This window comes from Gemmatimonadaceae bacterium, from assembly GCA_035633115.1.
GTDB lineage: Bacteria > Gemmatimonadota > Gemmatimonadetes > Gemmatimonadales > Gemmatimonadaceae > UBA4720.
The window spans coordinates 161,001-180,937 of the sequence record DASQFN010000045.1 but is presented as its reverse complement, the minus strand read 5'-3'; the positions used below and the strand labels follow the sequence as shown (position 1 = coordinate 180,937).

At 62.2% G+C, this 19,937-nt stretch carries 14 protein-coding genes and 1 tRNA gene; 11 read left to right on the top strand and 4 right to left on the bottom strand.

From position 1 onward, the window contains the following. Window positions 1-65 precede the first annotated feature (65 nt). The 5 genes from VES88_04415 (at window position 66) to VES88_04395 (ending at window position 7,441) form a co-directional block, all read left to right on the top strand. Complete coding sequence (locus VES88_04415; protein HYN80722.1) at window positions 66-1,154, top strand: DUF4956 domain-containing protein; 1,089 nt, start codon at window positions 66-68, stop codon at window positions 1,152-1,154. Beyond that, entirely contained in the window at window positions 1,151-2,056 is a 906-nt protein-coding gene (locus VES88_04410; protein HYN80721.1) for an SdiA-regulated domain-containing protein, read from the top strand. Before VES88_04415 ends, VES88_04410 begins: the two co-directional genes overlap by 4 nt. Beyond that, window positions 2,053-4,758 carry a hypothetical protein gene (locus tag VES88_04405; GenBank protein HYN80720.1) on the top strand — a complete coding sequence of 902 codons (2,706 nt, stop codon included), beginning with the start codon at window positions 2,053-2,055 and terminating at the stop codon, window positions 4,756-4,758. Before VES88_04410 ends, VES88_04405 begins: the two co-directional genes overlap by 4 nt. Window positions 4,759-4,843: 85 nt before the next feature. Further along, on the top strand, window positions 4,844-5,782 hold the full coding sequence (locus tag VES88_04400; protein ID HYN80719.1) for a metallophosphoesterase: 939 nt from the start codon (window positions 4,844-4,846) through the stop codon (window positions 5,780-5,782). Window positions 5,783-5,797: 15 nt separating this feature from the next. Then, a complete protein-coding gene (locus VES88_04395; GenBank protein ID HYN80718.1) occupies window positions 5,798-7,441 on the top strand; it encodes a Ppx/GppA phosphatase family protein in 1,644 nt (547 codons plus the stop codon). On the opposite strand, the gene ppk1 is transcribed toward VES88_04395, so the two are convergent. Together ppk1 and VES88_04385 are read right to left on the bottom strand one after the other, a co-directional pair. Continuing rightward, window positions 7,411-9,591 carry a polyphosphate kinase 1 gene (ppk1, locus tag VES88_04390; protein ID HYN80717.1) on the bottom strand — a complete coding sequence of 727 codons (2,181 nt, stop codon included), beginning with the start codon at window positions 9,589-9,591 and terminating at the stop codon, window positions 7,411-7,413. The genes VES88_04395 and ppk1 overlap by 31 nt on opposite strands. A gap of 2 nt (window positions 9,592-9,593) precedes the next feature. Continuing rightward, window positions 9,594-10,364: a rhomboid family intramembrane serine protease gene (locus VES88_04385; protein ID HYN80716.1), complete on the bottom strand. Its 771-nt coding sequence runs from the start codon at window positions 10,362-10,364 to the stop codon at window positions 9,594-9,596. 157 nt (window positions 10,365-10,521) lie between these two features. Here VES88_04385 and dnaK point away from each other — a divergent pair, with 157 nt between their 5' ends. From dnaK to VES88_04370, 3 genes are all read left to right on the top strand, one after another. Then, entirely contained in the window at window positions 10,522-12,456 is a 1,935-nt protein-coding gene (gene dnaK, locus VES88_04380; GenBank protein HYN80715.1) for a molecular chaperone DnaK, read from the top strand. A gap of 90 nt (window positions 12,457-12,546) precedes the next feature. Further along, the gene (locus VES88_04375; GenBank protein ID HYN80714.1) at window positions 12,547-14,118 is read left to right on the top strand and encodes a trypsin-like peptidase domain-containing protein; all 1,572 of its coding nucleotides are present in this window, start codon (window positions 12,547-12,549) and stop codon (window positions 14,116-14,118) included. A 220-nt stretch (window positions 14,119-14,338) separates the two neighbouring features. Beyond that, window positions 14,339-14,420: transfer RNA gene (locus tag VES88_04370), tRNA-Leu, on the top strand. 27 nt (window positions 14,421-14,447) lie between these two features. Here the strand turns inward: VES88_04370 and VES88_04365 are convergent. Further along, window positions 14,448-17,099 carry a BTAD domain-containing putative transcriptional regulator gene (locus VES88_04365; protein HYN80713.1) on the bottom strand — a complete coding sequence of 884 codons (2,652 nt, stop codon included), beginning with the start codon at window positions 17,097-17,099 and terminating at the stop codon, window positions 14,448-14,450. 130 nt (window positions 17,100-17,229) lie between these two features. Between VES88_04365 and VES88_04360 the strand changes: the two genes are divergently transcribed. Further along, entirely contained in the window at window positions 17,230-17,844 is a 615-nt protein-coding gene (locus tag VES88_04360) for a hypothetical protein (protein HYN80712.1), read from the top strand. 52 nt (window positions 17,845-17,896) lie between these two features. Further along, entirely contained in the window at window positions 17,897-18,826 is a 930-nt protein-coding gene (locus tag VES88_04355; GenBank protein HYN80711.1) for a hypothetical protein, read from the top strand. A 12-nt stretch (window positions 18,827-18,838) separates the two neighbouring features. On the opposite strand, the gene VES88_04350 is transcribed toward VES88_04355, so the two are convergent. Beyond that, complete coding sequence (locus VES88_04350) at window positions 18,839-18,967, bottom strand: hypothetical protein (GenBank protein HYN80710.1); 129 nt, start codon at window positions 18,965-18,967, stop codon at window positions 18,839-18,841. Window positions 18,968-19,098: 131 nt separating this feature from the next. Here VES88_04350 and VES88_04345 point away from each other — a divergent pair, with 131 nt between their 5' ends. After that, window positions 19,099-19,707, top strand: a complete 609-nt coding sequence (locus VES88_04345) for a hypothetical protein (GenBank protein HYN80709.1) — start codon at window positions 19,099-19,101, stop codon at window positions 19,705-19,707. Window positions 19,708-19,937: the final 230 nt, after the last annotated feature.

The following is a 19,937-nucleotide window of genomic DNA, read 5'->3' as shown; positions in this document are numbered from 1 at the left end:
GTAGCGAGCCACTGCTCAGCACACTGCAGCGTCAAACCGGCGTCCAAATTGCATTGGAGGGCACCATGATCGTGCTCAAGCAGATCATAGATATCATGACACAGGGCTCCGACCGTCCCCTGCGACGACTATTTGCCTACTATGCAGTCGTCGCCGTGGTCGTCGCTGTTCTATGGTATTTGTTCCCCGACATAATTCGCCAGGTCGCGGGGAAAAGTGTAGACACGGCGGCAGGTAGCCCGCAGCTCCTCCCCGACGCGCTCGTGGCCGATGAACGAGGCGTTGCCGGATTTGGTGCCGGTTCGCTGGGGGAGGTCTCGATCGTCACACTCCTCATTCTCCTTGGCACGATCGTGCTGATGCTGCCCGTTTCGTGGGTCTACATGTCGGCGCGCCCGATACCGGGTCACAGTCAGGCTCTGGTCCAGACGCTGATCATACTGCCGATCGTCGTCGCTGGAATCATCATCGTGGTGCAGAACAGCCTGGCTCTCGCCTTCAGCCTCGCCGGCGTCGTTGGTGCAGTGCGATTCCGGACGAATCTGCGTGACACGCGTGATCTCGTGTTCGTCTTCCTCAGCATCGGCGTCGGGTTCGCCGCGGGAGTACAGTCACTTGCCGTGGGAGCGATCGTCTCGATCGTCTTCAACCTTCTGCTGCTTCTCACCTGGCGGTACGACTACGGCAGAAACATCCTCACGCCTACCGCCTCCTCGCAGTGGGCTGGGCCCTTGGAGAGTCTTGCCAGCCAGACTGGTGCACACGAGATCCCCGACCGTGATCTCGTCCTCTCGCTGACGCCTGAGAAGGCCGATGTGCTGGCGGACCGTTTCGACCGCGTGCGCAAGGTCATCGGGAGTAAGAGCAAGAAGCCCCGCTACAACGCTGTGCTGACCATCAGCACGGACTATGTCCCGGAAGCGCAGGCTCAGGCAGAGATGGTGCTCCAGAAGCTGACGAAACGTTGGAAGCTCGACGAGGTCGTGCAGAATACCGGAAAGCCTTCGCAGATCTATTATCTGCTGCGCCTGAAGAAGACTGTACCGCGGGACGAAGTGCTGACTGCAATTCACAACAACTCCGACGGCATGATCGCATCGGCGGATCTCGAGCTTGCGGAGCCGCTTCAGAGTCAGGACGGGAAAAAGTCTTGAGAGCAGCCCGCCTTCTCGGACTCGTCCTCGGCGCAGTTGCCGCCGCCTCAGGTTGCCGCGAGTCCGCTCAGGCAAGCGCGGCACAGATCAAGGCCGCGGAGCGGGAGCGGGAACAACTGCTGGAGCGCCGTCTTGCACAGGCAGACTCGACTCCGGGAAAGATGACGCCCGTGGCGATGTGGAGTATGCCACCCGAGCTTCAGGAGATTTCGGGAATCGCGCTGACACCTGACGGCAGGCTGTTTGCGCATGGGGATGAGCTTGCCAGGGTCACTGTGCTGAACCCCAAGACTGGCGTAGTTCTCAAAAAGTTCACAATCGGCAGCGGCCTTGCCGGTGACTTCGAGGGAATAACCTTTGCCGGCAGCGACATTTACATGATCACCAGCAACGGCACGCTTTATCAATTCAGGGAGGGAGCGAACGATGCCGCAGTTCGCTACTCTACGATCGACACGCGGCTGGGCAAGGAGTGCGAGTTCGAAGGCGTCGCGTTCCAGCGCGACAGCGCGTGGCTGGTCATGCCGTGCAAGCGCACTACCAAGAAGCTGCCGCGCGACCAGCTGGTGATCTATCGGTGGCGGCTTCAGGGACCGGATTCGGCAAGGCTCACCATGCTCAGCATTCCGATGTCCGAAGCCGTCGGATCAAACGGCTGGAAAGGCGTGCATCCGTCCGATATCACGATCGATCCTGCAACGGGCAACTACGTTCTCATCTCATCCCAGGAAAAGGCACTGATCGAGATCACTCCCGCGGGCCAGGTCGAGCGCTCCGAAGAGCTGCCCGGCAAACACCCGCAGCCGGAGGGCGTCGCCATCACGAGCGACAACCTCCTCATCGTTAGCGACGAAGCGTCGAACTCACCCGCCTCTATCACACTTTATCGCTGGCGCCCATGATCCTGAACGTCCGCCTTACCATAGCAATCGGCCTTCTTCTGAGCATATACTCGCCGACGAGCGCGCTGTCGCAAGCGACCTCCTCGCCGCCAGCCATCAAGGACACAGTCGTCGCGGCGAGCACGGCGTACGAAGCCGGCGGCCTCCACCGCGCGCTTCTCGGCGACAACTACCGCGATCTCTGGGAAACGCCTATCAGCGTACCGGTTCTGGATCTGCGACGATTTGCCGGTGGCATTAAGCCAACCAAGATGGGAGGCGGCAAGCAGTCCAATAACCTGCGCTTCATGGCGCCCGACAGCTCGGAGTACGTGTTCCGGCCGATTTACAAGAGACTGCTCAGCATGCCGGACTACTTCGACGGCACAATCATCAAGAGCATAGGCCTCGACCTTCGCAGCGCCTCACACCCGACGGCGCCCGTCGCAGCTCCGCCGTTCCTGAATGCCACCGGGGTGCTCCATCCCAACCCGACTGTCGTAATGATGCCCGACGATCCGCTCCTCGGCGAGTTCCGCAAGGAGTTCGGAGGAATACTCGGCACAATCGAGGAGTATCCGAGCACCCCCCATCCGACTCCGGCGTTCGCGCGCGCCGTCGACATCACCAACACCGAGGACTTGCTCAAGAACATAAACAAGGAGCCGGTGCACGTCGTGGATGCGCGTGCGATGCTGACGGTGAGACTCGTCGACATGCTGCTCAACGATAACGACCGTCATCCGGGTCAGTGGAAATGGGCGCGACTCCGCCCAGGCGGCCCATGGTTTCCAATTTCCCGTGACCGGGACAAGGTCTTTGTCTCGTACGGTGGGACGCTTCTCGGGCTCGCGCGACTTGCCCTGCCCAGCCTCGTGACTTTCGACAGCACATATCCTCCCATTACCGGTCTGTTCGACAACGCCATAGAGTTCGACCGCCGACTCCTCGTCGGGTTGGAGAAATCGGTCTGGGATTCGGTGGCTCGCAGCATCGTTCAACGCGTAAACGATTCGGTTATCGAGGAGGCGGTGCGCGGCATGCCTCGGGAATACGCCGGCACCTTCGCGGAGATTGTGGCCAGGCTCAAGGCACGCCGGGATCAGCTCCCGGCAACCGCGCTCGGTTACTACCAAACGCTTTTCTCCGTTGCGGACGTCCACGCGACCGACGGTGACGAGCTGGCAACCGCAGTCCGCTCGGGCGACGGATTCGTCGACGTCAGCCTCCAGTCGGGAAGCAACCCGCCGTACTTCGTGCGCCGCTTCGACGCACGGGAAACAAGGGAAATCCGTCTTTACCTGCACGGCGGCAATGACGTCGCGCTCGTGACAGGCCGAGTGCAGCAGAGCATTCCCGTGCGAATCATCGGGGGCAACGGCGAGAACTCGATGGTGGATTCCTCCACGGTCGGGGGCCGGAGCAACCCCACACGGCTCTATGACGTTGGGAGTGTGAGCGGGGTCAGGTACGAGCCCGATACGACCGAAAACGCCGACAAAACGGACAAGCCCGATGTCGCCGGCGCGCAGGGAAAAGCCGATAAGCCGAAAGAGGAAGGGAAAGAAAAGGAGGAAGAGGAGGTCGACGAATCTCTGCTCGACTTCAATCGCCGTCCGTGGGTCAGCGCGTACGGCACCCTGATTCCCCCGAAGCGTGACCGCGGCACAAGCATCCGTCCAGTCGTCGGCATCAAGACCGGTCACGGCCTGGGCCTGGTCCCGAAGATCGGCATCGCGCGCTACAAATACGGCTTCCGAAAGATCCCGTACGCCAGCATGATCAAAGCGACAGCGGCGTATTCGACGACAATCCGTGGTTTCGACATCGGCCTCGACACGGACAACCGGTTCGCAGAATCGGGTCTTCACATTCCCACAGCGGCGAGAATGACGCAGCTCGAGGTCGTTGAATTCCGCGGGTTCGGAAACGACGTGCCGAACCTGACGGGAGACTTTTACGACGTGCGACAGCGGCAATGGAGCTTCCGCCCCGCGGTGGGTTTCTCCTTTGGTCCCGAGAGCGATGTGTCGCTGGGGCCGATCGTGCGCTATACGACGACGGATAGCGCCGTAAATCGGTTCATAGCGCAGGAGCGGCCGTACGGCTTCGCGACTTTCGGTCAGGCCGGGCTCCAGCTCAAGCTCTATCACGACACCCGGATGACCATCGATACCGGAGTGACGAAAGGCCCCTTTACAGTGATTCCGCCGGAGGATCCGCCATTCTGGGGAACCCTGGATTTGACCGGGAGCTATTACCCCGGCATGTGGGACGCGGAAAGCGCGTACGAGGAGCTCGCGGCGGTCGCGACAGCGTATCTCACCGTGCCCATGCTGACGCGTCCTGTAGTGGCCCTCCGGGCAGGCGGGAAAAAGCTGTTCGGCGAATTCCCTTACTTCGACGCGGCTTTCATTGGCGGGTCGAACTCCCTCCGTACAGAGCACCGGCAGCGATATGCCGGAGCCGCTTCGCTGTACGGCAGTGGCGAGCTCCGCGTTCCGATCGCGAAATTTCCCTTGATTCTTCCGTTGGACGTCGGCGCTCTTGGTTTCGTCGACATGGCGCGGGTTTATGTTGATGGTGAATCGCCGGGCGGGTGGCACAAAGGCACAGGGGCAGGATTCTGGATCGGGATCATCAGGCCCGAGACCAGCCTCACGGTTCTTTACACGAACAATCCCGACCGTCGCGTCCTCACCAGTCTTGGGTTTGCATTCTGAGGCAAGCAGAGAAACAGCCATAACGAGTCCGTCGCAGGGCAATCGCAGGCACCGATCGGGCATTACGCTGCGGAATCGGTCGCTGATGCTGCTCGCCGTGATTCCGTTATTCGGCGTCGCCTGTCCTCCAGAGATCAAGACGCCGCCAGCGGCCGGCGCTTCTGCTGCTGAGATCGCTCTCGCCGGCGCTGCGGTGATGATCGGCGCCGGCGATATTGCGGTCTGCGGGAGCGTCGGAGATGAAGCAACAGCAGTGCTTGTCGACAGCGTGCTCAAGGCCGACAGCGCCGCGAACGTACCGAACGCGGTCTTTACCGTCGGCGACAATGCGTATCCGTCCGGCGCGAGAGGGTACGACGATTTCTTCGTGCGGTGCTTCACGCCGTCGTGGGGGAATAGAGCGAGATCCATCATGAAATGGATTCATCCAACGCCGGGCAATCACGATTTCGAGATGCGGAGCGGCACGGGATACTACAGGTACTTTGGCGAACGAGCCGGCCCGGCAGGTAAGGGGTATTACAGCTATGACCTCGGGGAATGGCATGTGATCGCGTTGAACAGCGAGCTGACAGTTGGCTCAGTCGCCGATGCGGGACAGGAAGAGTGGCTCCGCAAAGACCTCAAGGATCACGCGAAGCCATGTACGATGGCGTATTTTCATAAGCCCCTTTTCAGCTCGGGAAGCCACGGAGACAGTCCACAAATGCACGGGCTGTGGACGATTCTGTATGAGGCGGGAGTCGATCTCGTGGTGAACGGTCATGAGCATCACTACGAGCGCTTCTATCCGCAGACTCCGGCGGGCGTCCCCGATACCGTAAGGGGCATCACGCAGATAATCGTGGGGACCGGCGGGGCGGACCTTCGAGGAGTACGCAGTGTGCTGTCGCCAAGCTCGGCTGTGCAGATTCAAGGCCATTTTGGGGTTCTGAAACTCACGCTTGGCGACGGGGAATACCGTCATGCTTTTCTGGACACGGAGGGGCGAATCTGGGATCCGGGCGGCCGGATATGTCACTAGTTACGCTATGACGCAATGACGCAGGCAACGCGAAACCTTCAGCTGACGGTGAGCTCGAACAAGCCACCGACGCCGAGCGCTGACAGCTCGACGCGCATTGCCGCGATCGACATCGGATCGAACTCCATCAGGCAGATTATCGCCGACGTCGGCGCCAACGGCGCGATCAGAGTCGTGGACGAAATGAAAGCCGCTCCCAGGCTTGGCGCCGGAGTGGAGCGCACGGGAGCGCTGAGCGGACCAGCGATGCAGAATGCTTTGAGCGCCCTCGCACGCATGGCGGCATTGGCGAAGCAGCAGGGCTGCCGTCGGATCGAAGTTGTCGCCACCAGCGCTGTGCGGGAAGCGAGCAACAGGCAGGAGTTTCTCGCGCTCGTAAGGGAGGAGACAGGGCTCAAGATCCGAGTCATCAATGGCGAGGACGAGGCACGACTCAGCTTTCGCAGCGCGCTTGCACACTTTGATCTTGCCGCCGGCCGCTCCGTGATCATGGACATCGGCGGCGGCTCGCTCGAGCTGGTCCTCAGCGCCGACGGTCTCGTGGATCGCTTTATCTCGTTGCCGTTCGGGGCGATCCGGATGACCGAGGAGTTTCTCACCGACAATCGCGGAATGAAGGGCGTGGTCCGCCTGCGCAAGCGCGTTCGCCGGGAGCTCTCGAAGCAGCTCTCGGCGCGCCACTGGGGCCGTGCTCGCATCATCGCATCGGGTGGAACGTTCACCAACCTCGCGAGCATCCATCTCGCGCGTCAGGGAATGGAAACGGCGCGCACGATCCACGGAACAGTGGTCCCGCGCGTCGATCTCGAGCACATAGTCGACACTCTCGCCAGCATGTCACCCACAGAGCGCGCGCTGATGCCGGGGCTCAACAAGGAGCGCGCCGACATTATCGTTGCCGGACTTGCAGTCGGCGCCGAGGTCCTCGCTCGTCTCGAGGCACGTGAGCTCGTTGTGTCGGCATACGGCATTCGCGAGGGCATCCTTCTCGAGGCGGCACGCGTCACTCCAACGGTGGCGGATCCTGGTGAAGCGCGCGAGCGTTCCGTAAAAGAGCTGGCAGAGCGATCACATTACGAGGGACCGCACGCACGTCACGTACAGAAGCTTGCCCTGCAGATCTTCGACGCAATCGGCCAGCGCATCGGATGCCAGGCCGACGAGCGACAGCTGCTGGCTGACGCTGCGCTCCTGCACGACATCGGCTACCACATCAACTACGAGAAGCACCACAAGCATTCCTATCACCTGGTGCAGCACGCGGAGCTGCTCGGCATGACGCCTGCCGACCAGATGGTTGTCGCGAATGTCGCGCGATATCACCGCGGTGCAGCGCCCAAGAAGCGGCACGAGAACTTCGTCTCACTCGACGCCGCTCTGCGCGCGAAGGTGGTCCGGCTTTCGGCGATTCTGAGAGTTGCGGATGGATTCGACCGCGGTCACGCCGGGGCCGTGGACAGTGTGCGAGTACGCTGGACGAGGCGTGCTCTCCGTCTTACCGCCATCCCGAATCCCAAGGCGGTGGGCATTCGTCTAGAGCTGTGGGGTGCGGCCAGAAAATCCAGGCTGCTCTCGCGCGTGGCAGACGCTCGAGTGGAGATCGTAGCGCCCGATGGAAAGGTTGTTACCTACGAGGACGAGGACGGCAAAGCGGACTGAAGTCTGGTCGTCGAGGCTGCTTCCCCATCTTCTGATGCTGCTTCCGGTATTTCTGGTTTCCCTTCGGGCTCGGTAAAGGCCGAGAGTCCCCACGGATCGCCAACAAGCAGGTCGTGCGTCGCTATCTCCCTGTCTCCTTCCGGATGACGCTGCGTGTAAGCGCCGTCCGGGGCCAGATCCCACGCAAGCGTGTTATCGGCGAGACAGAGCTTCAGGAGTGCACAGAGGCGGGCCCGCAGATCAGAGTCGTCGACCGGTGCCACCGCTTCGACCCGGCGGTCGAGATTACGCGGCATCCAGTCGGATGATCCGAAGTAGTATTCCTCGTTCCCGCCGTTCGCAAAAAAGAAAACGCGAGAGTGCTCCAGAAATCGTCCGACTAGACTCCTCACCCTGATCCGGTCACTCACCCCGCTGACTCCGGGGCGGAGACAGCAGATCCCGCGCACGAGCAGGTCTATCTCCACGCCCGCCTGCGACGCAGAGTAAAGCGCGTCGATGAGCTCCGCGTCGACCAGGGAGTTCATTTTCGCGATAATCCTGGCGGAGCGTCCTTCCATAGCCGCCGCCGCTTCCCTGGCAATGAGCTCAATGAACCGGCGTCGCATGTTGGCGGGCGCCACGATGAGCTTTCGAAACAGGCTCTGCCGCGAAAAACCCGTGAGCGCGTTGAACAGGTCGGTGAGGTCGGCTCCCACTGACGGACTCGAAGTGAACAAGCCGATGTCCGTGTACGTGCGCGCGGTTTTCGAATTGTAGTTTCCGGAGCCGATGTGGCCGTACCGCCTGATCCCGCCGGCCTCGCGGCGCACGATGAGCGTAGTCTTGCTGTGGGTCTTGAGGCCGGCGAGCCCGTAGGAGACGTGCACCCCCGCGCTCTCCAGCGTCCGCGCCCACGCGATGTTGTTGGCTTCCTCGAACCGCGCCTGCAGCTCGATGAGCACCGTTACCTGCTTGCCGCGATTCGCGGCGTCCGTCAGCGCGCGCACGATCACCGTGTCGCCGGAGGTCCGGTACAAAGTCATCTTGATCGCGAGCACGTCGGGGTCGGCGGCGGCGCTCGTCACGAAGCGGTCGACAGTCGTCGAGAACGCGTCGAACGGATGGTGAACGAGAACGTCCCGCTCGGAGATCACATCGAAAATCGAGCGCGACGGATCGCGCAGCTCGACGGGAGTGTGCTGCACCAGCGGTGGATCACGAAGCTCGGGAATCTCCAGCACGGCCAGCGCGTGCAGGTCTCCCAGGTCGAGCAAAGGACCAGTCTCGACGACGTCGTCATCCGTCAGCGGGGGCATCTCAGGCGGCCGGTCCTCCTGCAGCTCTTCGAGGAGCAGCTTCCGTAACGACGCCGGAATTCCCTCCTGCACCTCGATCCTGACCACTTCGGCGAATCGGCGCTGGAATACCTGTTCCTCGATGAGCGCGAGGAGGTCGTCGTCCTCCTCGAAATTCGGGAGCTCGAGGTCGGAGTAGCGCGTCACGCGAAACGAGTAGTAGCTCCTGACCTCCATGCCGGGAAAGAGCGCGCTTAGATTCGCGCCGATTACCTGCTCGAGCGGAATGAACGTGAGGTCGCGACCGGCGGGTACCCAGCGTGGAAGCGTCTTTGGAACCCTGACGCGCGCGATATGCTCGACGCCGCGCTCCGGATCGTACAGCTCGACGGCAAGAGCCAGCGAAAGATTCGAGATGTACGAAAACGACTGGCCCGGCTCGACGGCGAGAGGCGTCAGAACCGGAAAGACCTGCGTCTCGAAGAACTCGTCCACCGCCTGCCACTCGGCGGATGTGAGGTCAGTCATGCCGACGAGCTTGATACCCTGCTCTTCCAGCGCCGGCAGCAGAAGATCATGCAGACAGTGACGCGCATCCCGGACAAGCCGGCTCACGCGCTCCTGGATCGCGTCGAGCTGCTCCTGCGGAGTCATCCCGTCGGGCGGAGTGAGCCGCGCTCCCGTCGCAACCTGGCGCCGCAGGCCGGCGACTCGAACCATGTAGAATTCGTCGAGGTTGGTGCTGTAAATCGCCAGGAACTTGAGTCGCTCGAGAAGCTGGTTCCGGTCATCGAACGCCTCGTGCAGCACACGCGCGTTGAACTCGAGCCAGCTCAGCTCACGATTTATGAAAAGCGATTGATCGTAGGTCATGACTATCTGTACCGTGGCTGGAGGTCCGCAGGAATATCACGACGCGCTACGAGCGCTGGATTCTCGAACAGCTTCACGAGTATCAGTCCGGCGACGAAGCCGCCGATGTGCGCCCAGACCGCTACGCCACCCGAGACTTCAGGGCGCACGCTCATGAGCTCTGGCAGGCCGCTGATCACCTGCCACGCGAACCACCAAAGCAGTACGGCCCAGGCCGGAACCGGAATCACGCGGAAGAAGACAAGGAAATAAAAGAGCATTCGCACCCGTACCTTGGGATATAGCACAAGATAGGCGCCGAGCACCCCGGAAATCGCCCCGGACGCACCAACGGTTGGCACCGGCGAGCCCGGCTGAACAAGTATGTGGGTCGCCGCGGCCGCGAGCCCACAGAGCAGATAGAAGACGACGAAGCGGACGCGGCCCATGCTGTCTTCGACATTATTGCCGAACACCCAGAAAAAAAGGCAGTTGCCCAGCAGATGCCCCCAACCTCCATGCAGAAACATGGAGATGACTGGAGTTAGGATGTTTACCTGCTGATCATCGATGACACAGGCCAGGCCGTCGCCGAGCGGAACGCCGGTCCCAAGCCTCGCCTGGTGCGTGATCTCCCCAGGCACCATGCCAAGGTTACAGATGCTGATGGCGAGCTGCTGCTGGTTGAAGCCGGCGCCCTGGACGAATACCCACGTCCCGACGAGCGTCGCGAGTATTGCGTACGTCATGACAGGCGTACGAAGTGTCGGATGCTCGTCGCTGAGTGGTATCATTTGGCGTGCGAATCTGACATCGGCTCGATATCAGCGAGAAACCGGCCAGACTTCGGTCGTCTGGTCCGGAAATCGCGCCGTTTTGGCAGAGATTAACGGCCCCGGGATTGCCTCTTACGGGGGACCACCAAAAAGCATCACCCACTAAGAGGAATACATGGCAGACAAGGTAATTGGAATCGACCTGGGTACGACGAATTCGGTCGTCGCCGTCATGGAAGGCGGCGATCCGGTCGTCATTCCCAACGCCGAGGGCGGTCGTACGACCCCCTCCGTAGTCGGCTTCACGAAGGACGGCGAGCGCCTGGTCGGCCAGATCGCTAAACGGCAGGCCGTCACCAACCCTCAGAACACGGTCTTCTCGATCAAGCGGTTCATGGGCCGCAAGATGAGTGAGGTCAAGGAAGAGGCGGGGCGCGTTCCTTATAAAGTAGTTCCCGGCTCGAACGACGTCTCGATGGTCGAGGTTCAGGGCAAGCGCTACTCGCCGCCCGAGATCTCGGCGATGATCCTCCAGAAGATGAAGCAGACTGCCGAAGACTATCTCGGCTACAAGGTCGAAAAGGCCGTGGTCACTGTTCCCGCCTACTTCAACGACTCGCAGCGCCAGGCGACGAAGGACGCCGGCAAGATCGCGGGTCTCGACGTCCTCCGAATCATCAACGAGCCGACGGCCGCGGCACTCGCCTACGGTCTCGACAAGAAGAAGGATGAAAAGGTCGCCGTGTTCGACCTTGGCGGCGGCACGTACGACATCTCGGTCCTCGAGCTGTACGACGTCGAGGGATCGCGGCAGTTCGAGGTGAAATCGACCAACGGCGACACGCACCTTGGCGGCGATGATTTCGACCAGCGTGTGATAGACTGGCTCGTCACCGAATTCAAGCGCGACCAGGCAATCGACCTCTCGAAGGATCCGATGGCGCTGCAGCGTCTGAAGGAAGCGGCCGAGAAGGCGAAGATGGAGCTCAGCACCACACAGTCCACCGACATCAATCTTCCCTTTATCACCGCCGACCAGAGCGGCCCTAAGCACCTCAACTATTCGCTCACCCGGGCGAAGTTCGAGCAGCTCGTCGACGATCTCATTCAGCGGACGATTCCGCCGATGGAGCAGGCGCTCAAGGACGCGGGCATCAAGCCGAACGAGATCGACGAAGTGATTCTCGTCGGTGGATCGACACGCATTCCGAAAATTCAGGAGATCGTGAAGAAGTTCTTCGGGAAGGAGCCCAACAAGGGAGTGAATCCCGACGAAGTCGTGGCAATCGGCGCAGCGATCCAGGGTGCGGTTCTCACCGGCGAGCAGAAGGATGTTCTCCTTCTCGACGTGACGCCGCTCTCGCTCGGCATCGAGACGCTCGGTGGAGTCACGACCGTGCTCATCCCGCGCAACACCACCATCCCGACGAAGAAGAGCGAGACTTTCTCCACAGCGGACGACAATCAGACGACAGTCGAGATTCACGTCCTCCAGGGAGAGCGCGAGCTCGCGACCTACAACAAGACGATCGGCAAATTCCAGCTCACGGGAATTCCGCCGGCACCGCGCGGCATGCCGCAGGTTGAAGTCACGTTCGACATCGACGCCAACGGCATTCTGCACGTGACGGCGAAGGACAAGGCGACGGGCAAGGAGCAGAAGATCCGCATCGAGGCATCGAGCGGTTTGTCCGACGCGGAAATCGATCGCATGGTCAAGGACGCCGAAAAGAACGCGGCGGCGGACAAGACGGCGCGCGAAGCGATCGACGCCCGTAATCGCCTGGACTCGATGACCTACGAGGTCGAGAAAAACGTCAAGGAATGGGGCGACAAGGTCTCACCCGACATCAAGTCGCGCATCGACTCGGCAATCGAGCGGTCGCGCAAGGCGCTTCGCGGCGACGACATGGACGAGATCCGGTCGGCACAGGAGGAGCTGAGCCGCGTGTTCAGCGAGGCCGGACAGTCGTTCTACCAGCAGCAGGCGCAAAGCTCCCAGGGAGAGCCGCAAGGCGCTCCGACGGGCACTCCCGAGGGGGATGGCGCCGGAGCAAAAGCCGACGACGTGGTCGAAGCCGACTACGAGATCGTCGACGACAAGAAGTAAGAAAGCTGTACGGACGCCGGACGCAACCTGACAAGGGCGTCCGGTGTCTTACATTAGTACTCAACCCTTTTGGATAAGGTAGCCAGATATATGTCTTCACTTTCATCTCGTGCTCGCTGGGGCCTGGCCGTCGTGGTCGCATTTCTTGGCGGGCTCATTATCGCGTCGGGGGGCCTCGATCTTTCACGGCTCGGCCTCGCCCAGAGCAAGCCATCGGTATCGGCAACGGCCCCGATCATGGAGGCGAGCAACGCGTTCGTTACAATCGCCGATCATGTGAAGCCCGCTGTCGTCTCCATCTCGGCCGAAAGCCGCCCCGCGCAGACGAGCCAGCGGAGGCGTTCCCTTCCCAACGGGCTCACCATTCCGCCCGGAATGGAAGATTTCTTCGATCAGTTCGGGCAGCAGGGGCCACAGGTCGAGGGCGGCTCCGGCTCGGGCTTCATAGTGTCGAAGGACGGATACATTCTGACGAACAATCACGTCGTCACGACCAGCGACCGGACGACCGTCGCTGATCAGGTGACCGTGCAGCTGCTCGATCACCGCACTTACAAGGCGAAGGTCGTCGGCAATGATCCGACTACCGATGTCGCAGTGATCAAGATCACGGGAAACGGCGACTTCCCGACTCTGCCCCTCGGCAACGACGACAACACTCGAGTCGGTGAGTGGGTGCTCGCGATCGGCAATCCACTCGGCTTCGACTTCACGGTCACTGCGGGAATCATCAGCGCAAAGGGACGGAGCCTTCCGGGCCTGCTCAATCGCAGCCGGACCGGTCCCAACTATTCCATCAGCGACCTGATTCAGACTGACGCTGCGATCAACCCGGGCAATTCGGGAGGCCCGCTGGTCAACTCGCGCGGCGAGGTGATCGGCATCACGAGCGCCATCGCCAGTCCCACCGGTGTCAACGCCGGTTATGGATTCGCTATTCCGATCTCGCTTGCCAAGAAGGTGATGGAGGACATCATCGCTCACGGTCGCGTGCGTGTTGCGGTGCTTGGCATTCAGATCAACGAGGTCTCGCCTGAAGACGCCGCGGTCGCGGGGATGAAGGATATCCGCGGCGCGAAGGTGGAAGGATTCGGTGGGTCGGCGACGAGTGCCGCGGCCCGCGCAGGCGTGCAGGCTGGCGACATCATCATCACCGCCGACGGACAGCCCGTTGACCGCGTGAGCACTCTTCAACGCATCGTGAGAAATCACGCGCCGGGTGAGAATATCGACATCGACGTCATGCGCTACGGCCAGAAGAAGTCGTTTCGCGTGAAGCTGGGCGAGCTCGAGACGCCCGCTCGCAGCGCGGCGGCCGCGCCCGTTTCTCCTACCTCCAACCGAGGCTCCGTGAACCCGACGCTCGGCGTGTCGGTCCAGCCGGTGCCCGCGGAGCTCGCGGCGCAGGCAAAGCTGGCGCCCAATCAGCGGGGTGTGATGGTGACCGACGTCGTCCCGCTCGGGCCGGCGTACCAGAAGCTCGGAACACGGGACGTTATCTACGAGCTGCTATATCCTGGGCCGCGTCGTCCGATACGGACGCCGTTGGATCTAACGCAGGTGCTTCAGAGGGTGAAGCCGGGCGATTACGTGAGCTTCAACGTGACGACACTCGGGCAGGAAGGCAGCAATCGAGTGGTGAATATCAGGATCGGCGGGTGAGTAGCTGAGCTCCGCTGATTCCTCGAGCCGCCCTCAATGCCCGGTGCATTGAGGGCGGTTTCGTTTTCTGCGCGAGGTACCGGCGCGTCACCTCCTGGACTTGTGAACTCTTGATCGGGACGATCAGCGTGCTGGCGCAGAGGCGCCGAGAACGACGTTGCGCCATTCGAGCGCGCACCGCGTTGGTGCAGGTCAAGGCAGTGTTCTATAATGTGGTGAAGCGGAAGTGGCGGAACTGGTAGACGCGCTGGACTTAGGATCCAGTGGGGCAACCCGTGGGGGTTCGAGTCCCCCCTTTCGCATTTTGCGCGTGGCACCGGCGCACGTATTCAATCCTTCGACCGCAACAATTGCTGAAAGCCGGCATGCCGTCGCAGCGGGTCAAACTCGGGATCGTCATGCAGGTGGAGGTACGTGTGCTTCAGACCGCGGGAAACACCGACGCGCAACGTCTCAACGGCGCGCTCGGGATTCCCGGTCTGCGCCAAGAGCCGCGCTTGCATCACGGCGTGCCACCCCTCGGCCGACCCCCAATAGCGGAGTTCGCTCCGCGGGACGACACGCCCCAGGTCAGCGCCGCGCAACGTTCCCAGCCAGTTCAATGTCTCCACTGCTTCGCGCTGGTCACCTTCACGTGCAGCCAGAAGCGCCGAGCGCACGCGGTACTCACCTTCCTCCGGTCTTTCCGCGGCGAGCGCACGATAAAGGACCCGCGCCTCGGAAGTTCGCCCCGCCTCATTCAGCAGATAGGCACGCTCTCGGCGCGCACTGGGGCGTCCATCGGGATCCCGCAGCAACTCCACCAGTGGCAGGCTCCATTGGACGATGCGCCGCGAGGCCCTCCGATGACCGTGTCCCCGCAGCTCCTCCACCGCGGTAGTGAGCTGCCATGCGGCGAACGCGTCGCCCGCGGCCAACCGTGGCGCCAGGAGCTCCAGGATCTCGTTGTCTCTGCCGAGCGCGGCCAGCGCCCAGAGCTCGAGTGTGCGGAGCCACGTGTCTCCGGGGTTCGCGAGCTGGCCTCGACGCGTGTCCTTCAGTCCCGCGCTGTAATTCCCCGTTATGTGCTGTAACTCCGAGCGGAGCCGCCAGTATGACGGAAACTCTTTGATCCAGCCGCGATCGGGGTTGATGCGCATGAAGACGTCAAGCGCAATCCCCGGGCGGTTGCTGTCGAACGCGGCGACGCCGAGCTTGAGCAGCCACTCGGAATCAGGCGATAGTTCGGCCAGCTCGCGCGCCGCGCCGTATTGAGCTTCCGCGTTGCGCGACAGCAACGCCAACTGGTGGTTCAGCACGGCGCGGTTCCACGTCGAGAGCGGCTGGCGCTCTAGCGACCGGATTAGAGAATCAGCAGCTGCGGAGTCGCGAGCGTTCATGTAGGCGTAAACGGCCCACAGCAGCGGAGTGGCGAAAGCCGAGTCCGTTTGCGCCGCAGCCACGAAGCTGGCCGCAGCCTCTCCGTAGAGACGCCGACTCTCGGATGTTCCAAAGTCGCGATTTGCCTTCAGGAAAAGATCCATTCCATCCGAGAAGAGCTGGTACGCCTCCAGGCTCGACGGCTGACTCGCCACATCAGGCCATGAGGTCAGGCGCTGGTCGAACAAGGTTGCGAGCGTCCCGAGGGTCCGCCTCTGAAGCTGCTCCACCGCCGCTGCCGGTTGCGCGGTCGAGCCTCGAATGCCTTCGATGGCGCGCAGCACTTCGCCGGTGGCGACGTCAACGATCTGTCCCTGAAACGCCAGCGAATCGCCACCACGATAATACGCACCGGTAATCAGGATCCCCGCCCCGATGCGGCGCGCCAGCTGACGGTTCGCTGTCGGGATCGCAACCTCGGGTGCGGAGCCCTCTGCGGTGAGGTGCGGCGTCTCCTGGACGACTGTCGAAAACGGAACCACGCGCGCGAGCCCGGTGCGAGCCAATCCCTGCGTGATCCAGTCGGCCGCCATGTAGCCGAGGGGATCCAGGGCGCGATCGCCTGTGCGGTTCTCGAATGCCGCGACGAGCACGCGCCGCGTGTCGAGCGGGGTTGCGGCGGGTCCGCGCGCTTTTCCGTACTGGCGCGCCAGAACGACTGCACCTGCCCCGATCGCCAGCAATACCGCGGCTGCCGCCGCGCGCAGGCGCATTCCAGATCTCCACGCCGGTATACGGGCAGCGCTGCCTTCCGGACGCGATGGGATGTCCGGCAGGCGGGAAGCGTCCGCTCCCGCCGCCTCGCGGCGGCCGGGCGCTCCAACCGGGTACGCCGCCGCAACCTCTCCTCGCCGAATCTCCGCGACGAGCGCGTCGAGTTCCGCAGACGGCGTGATCGCGAGGTCCGCTTGCAGCAGGCTCCGAAAACGGTCGTACTCCCGTAGCGCGCCGGGCCGGTCCCCGAGCCGGGCGAGAAGCGCTACAAGACGTGTAACGGCCGGCTCGTCATACGGAGCCCACAGGGCGGCTCGACGCAGTAACTCCACCGCTGCGACACTGTGTTCGCTTCGCTCCTCTTTCTGTGCGAGCCCGATCGCGGCGGCCACGGCTTTCGCCCGCAACTGCTGTCGCTTGTCGTCGAGCCAGCGCTCGAACTCGATGCAATCGTCCACGTGAAAGCCGGGCACGAGATCGCCGCCATAAAGCCGCAGCGCACCCTCTGCGTCGCTCGCCGTCAGAACCCGGTCGAATTCCACGGCATCGCATCGCACGACTTCGTCCGAGAGGCGGAGTTCCTCGCCGGTGCCGACCACGGCAGCCTCGCCGAGCACGCGGCGAAGGTTGAAGACGGCCTGATTGAGCGAGTTGCGCGCACGGTCCTCAGTCGAATCGGGCCAGAACATAAGCAGCAGGGTCTCGCGGCGATGTGACCCGCGTGGCGTGGCCAGAGCGAGGTAGATCAGCAGTGCCATCCTTTTGGGCTGCGCCAGGATGGCCAGGATCGGGCGGCCATTCTCGCTGTCGCGGAGGTCGAGAGTGCCCAGAACGCGCAGATCAATCATGTCAGAGTCGAGGCGGGTTGGCCGGTGCGAGCCCGGCTTAACTGCGAAATAAGAAGCGGATAATCGGATACCGCCAGATTCGCCCTCGACGGGATCGGAATGACCCGACCCACAGTCGCCAGGAGGCACCATGAAAGACTACCACCGCAACCGATCCATAGCCGCAATTGCCGCCACTGTTCTCCTCGTGCTGTCCATTCCAGGCTGTACCGATCCACTTGCGCCCGGCCCGCTCGACATCGGCAGGCTTCGTCAGGCAAAGGGAGGGACCCCCGCGACTGCAGGAGCCTCCGTAATGCAGGGCGATCTGGCGCTGGCGGACGCAGATGCGCCCGCGCTCACGAGCTCTTGTCCATCGACCGGGTTTACGCCTAACGCATGGGCCGTCGTATTCGGCAAGAGCGGCTGTCTCGTAGTGACGCCACTGTGGGCCAGCGCAACCTACACCGAGTACGCATTGACGGATGATGTCGTGCTGCAGGTGCAGCTCGAGAATGGAAAGAATGGCCGCATAACCCACATGCGTCTCAACGCGCAGGACGTCGATGGTGAGGCGGGGATCTGGCATAACACCGATTGGATCGCGGTCGCGCAGCCAGTGGTGCCCACGAAAGCCGGTTTCACCCTTCACGTGCACGCGAAGAACGTCGCGGTGTGGCGGTACAACAGCCACCTCGGCGACGGCAATCGAGTGGAAATAATCGGTACCGTCAGCATTGGTGACGTCGTTTATCCCCAGCAATAGCATCGCGAATGACACGGACAACCAAAACAATCAGATAGAGGAGCGCATTCTCATGAAGACACTTACCAAACTGCCCATCATATTGGCAGTAATGGGCGCCTGCAATTGCAGTGGAGGCGCGGGCTCGACGGTCGGACCAACGCCCCCCGCGCCTCCGCCGGTTTCAACCATTCCCACCTCGCTGGCCGGCAAGATTGTGTTTGTTCGCGCAGAGGGAAACAGGAACGTACTGATGGCGATGAATCCAGACGGAACAAACTTCGTGAGCCTTCGAGCGGAGGGCTTCTCGCCACACGTGTCGCCGGACGGTCGGAAGGTCGCGTATCAGACGCCCGCGGACGGCATCGCCGTGCTCGATCTCGCCACGGGAAACGAGACGGTGCTCGCAGGGCGCCTCTCCGTGCGCCCGAGGTGGTCGCCCCGCGGCGACAGGATTCTGTTCTGGAGCAACCGCGAGGGCACGAAGGAGATTTATACAATGAATGCGGATGGCTCAGGCGTGGTGCGGCTGACCGACGGAAAAGACGGCTACCACGAAGCCGACTGGTCGCCGGACGGCTCGCGTATCGTCTTTCGCCGCGTCACGGGCGACGGGGGCGACATCTGGACGATGAACGCGGATGGTTCAGGCGCAGCAGTGCTCTATGCCGGCGCGCGCATGGATTCTGATCCGCGCTGGTCGCCGGACGGAAGCCGGATCGCGTTCGTGCGCATGGTTTCGAGGCTGCAGGGCGACGGCGTCTCAACCGAGATCTACGCGATCAACGCGGATGGGGCGAACCTGGTTCGGCTCACCAATCACGACGGCGAAGACTGGTCACCGGCCTGGTCACCTGACGGGTCGAAGGTCGCCTTTTTTGGCTTCCGGGTTAGCGCCGACGATCCCGACATTTTCACGGTGAGCCCCGACGGCACCGAGCTCGGGTTGCTTCTCGGAGGACCAACGTACGACCACGGGCCGGCCTTCGGGCCGCGCAAATAGGACGCTTCGGAATCAATCGGCGTGCTCGATGAGACGGACGTTGTACACACAGCGCTCGCGTGCTGCGCGATCGTCGCCCTGCTGGAGCCGGCAGGGATCGTCGCGCAGACCCAACCAAGGTGCAAACCAGGAGGCAGTCATGATTCACCGATCGCGCCGCATCCTGACCAGGCTGTTTGCCGTCGTGACTGTAGGCGTTACGGGGTGCGACATATTTTACCAATCCAGATCCGCTCCTCGGAAGAATCCGAGGCGTAGTCACCGTCGACGGTGTGCGAGCACCCAACGTGTGGGTCGAGATCGTGAGCCCCAGTGGTTTCCCGGATACAAACAAGTTTGTTGATTACATCCAGACAGACGCCAACGGGGAATTCGAGCGGCAGGTGCCCACTGGGGTCCCGACGATCACGGTCAACAGTTCCGAGGACGGAGATGAAGACAACCGCAACGTCGATTGTCCGGCCGGTCCCGTGACGGTCGAGATCAGGAGTGGCGAAACCCGCTCGCTGACTTTCGCGTGCCTGGACGTTACTCCGTTTACGCTGAGTGCAGCCGGTGGTTTCGATCACAACACCGGAATCGCGGGACAATCGCTGGAGTGCAAGCGCATTACCACCTCGCCGCCGCGGGCGGGAGCGACGTACTCCATGACGGTGGAGGGTCCCATAGATCGGGTTCCTTCTGGCGGGGGGGTTGTGCCGGGACAGGCGGCGTTCACAGGCACTCTCGACGAGAACGGCACTGCGTGGGTGCGCGTGAAGGTCAGTCGCTTCGGGACTTATCGAAATACTATTACGGCGACGTCCAAAGGCGGGGTGGCGAGAATCCTTGCACACGACGTCCTCGTTAATGCGGGCCCGTCACCAAACCCCTGCCAGTAGCTCGGGCCGCGGAGATCCCTCGGAAGCCCTGTCAGAAGAAGAGGCCACGACCCGCTCCGTCCGAGCTTCTCGGAGCGGGTCGAGTAGGAGAGTGTTGTGTCACAGGAGATCGATGCGAAAGGGGGTTCGAGTCCCCCCTTTCGCATTATCTCGAGCCGCACGTTCGCATGTTTGCCGAGCGCCCGCAGCACGACGTCAACAGGGTGCGGTTCTTGAACGTTTAGACAGGA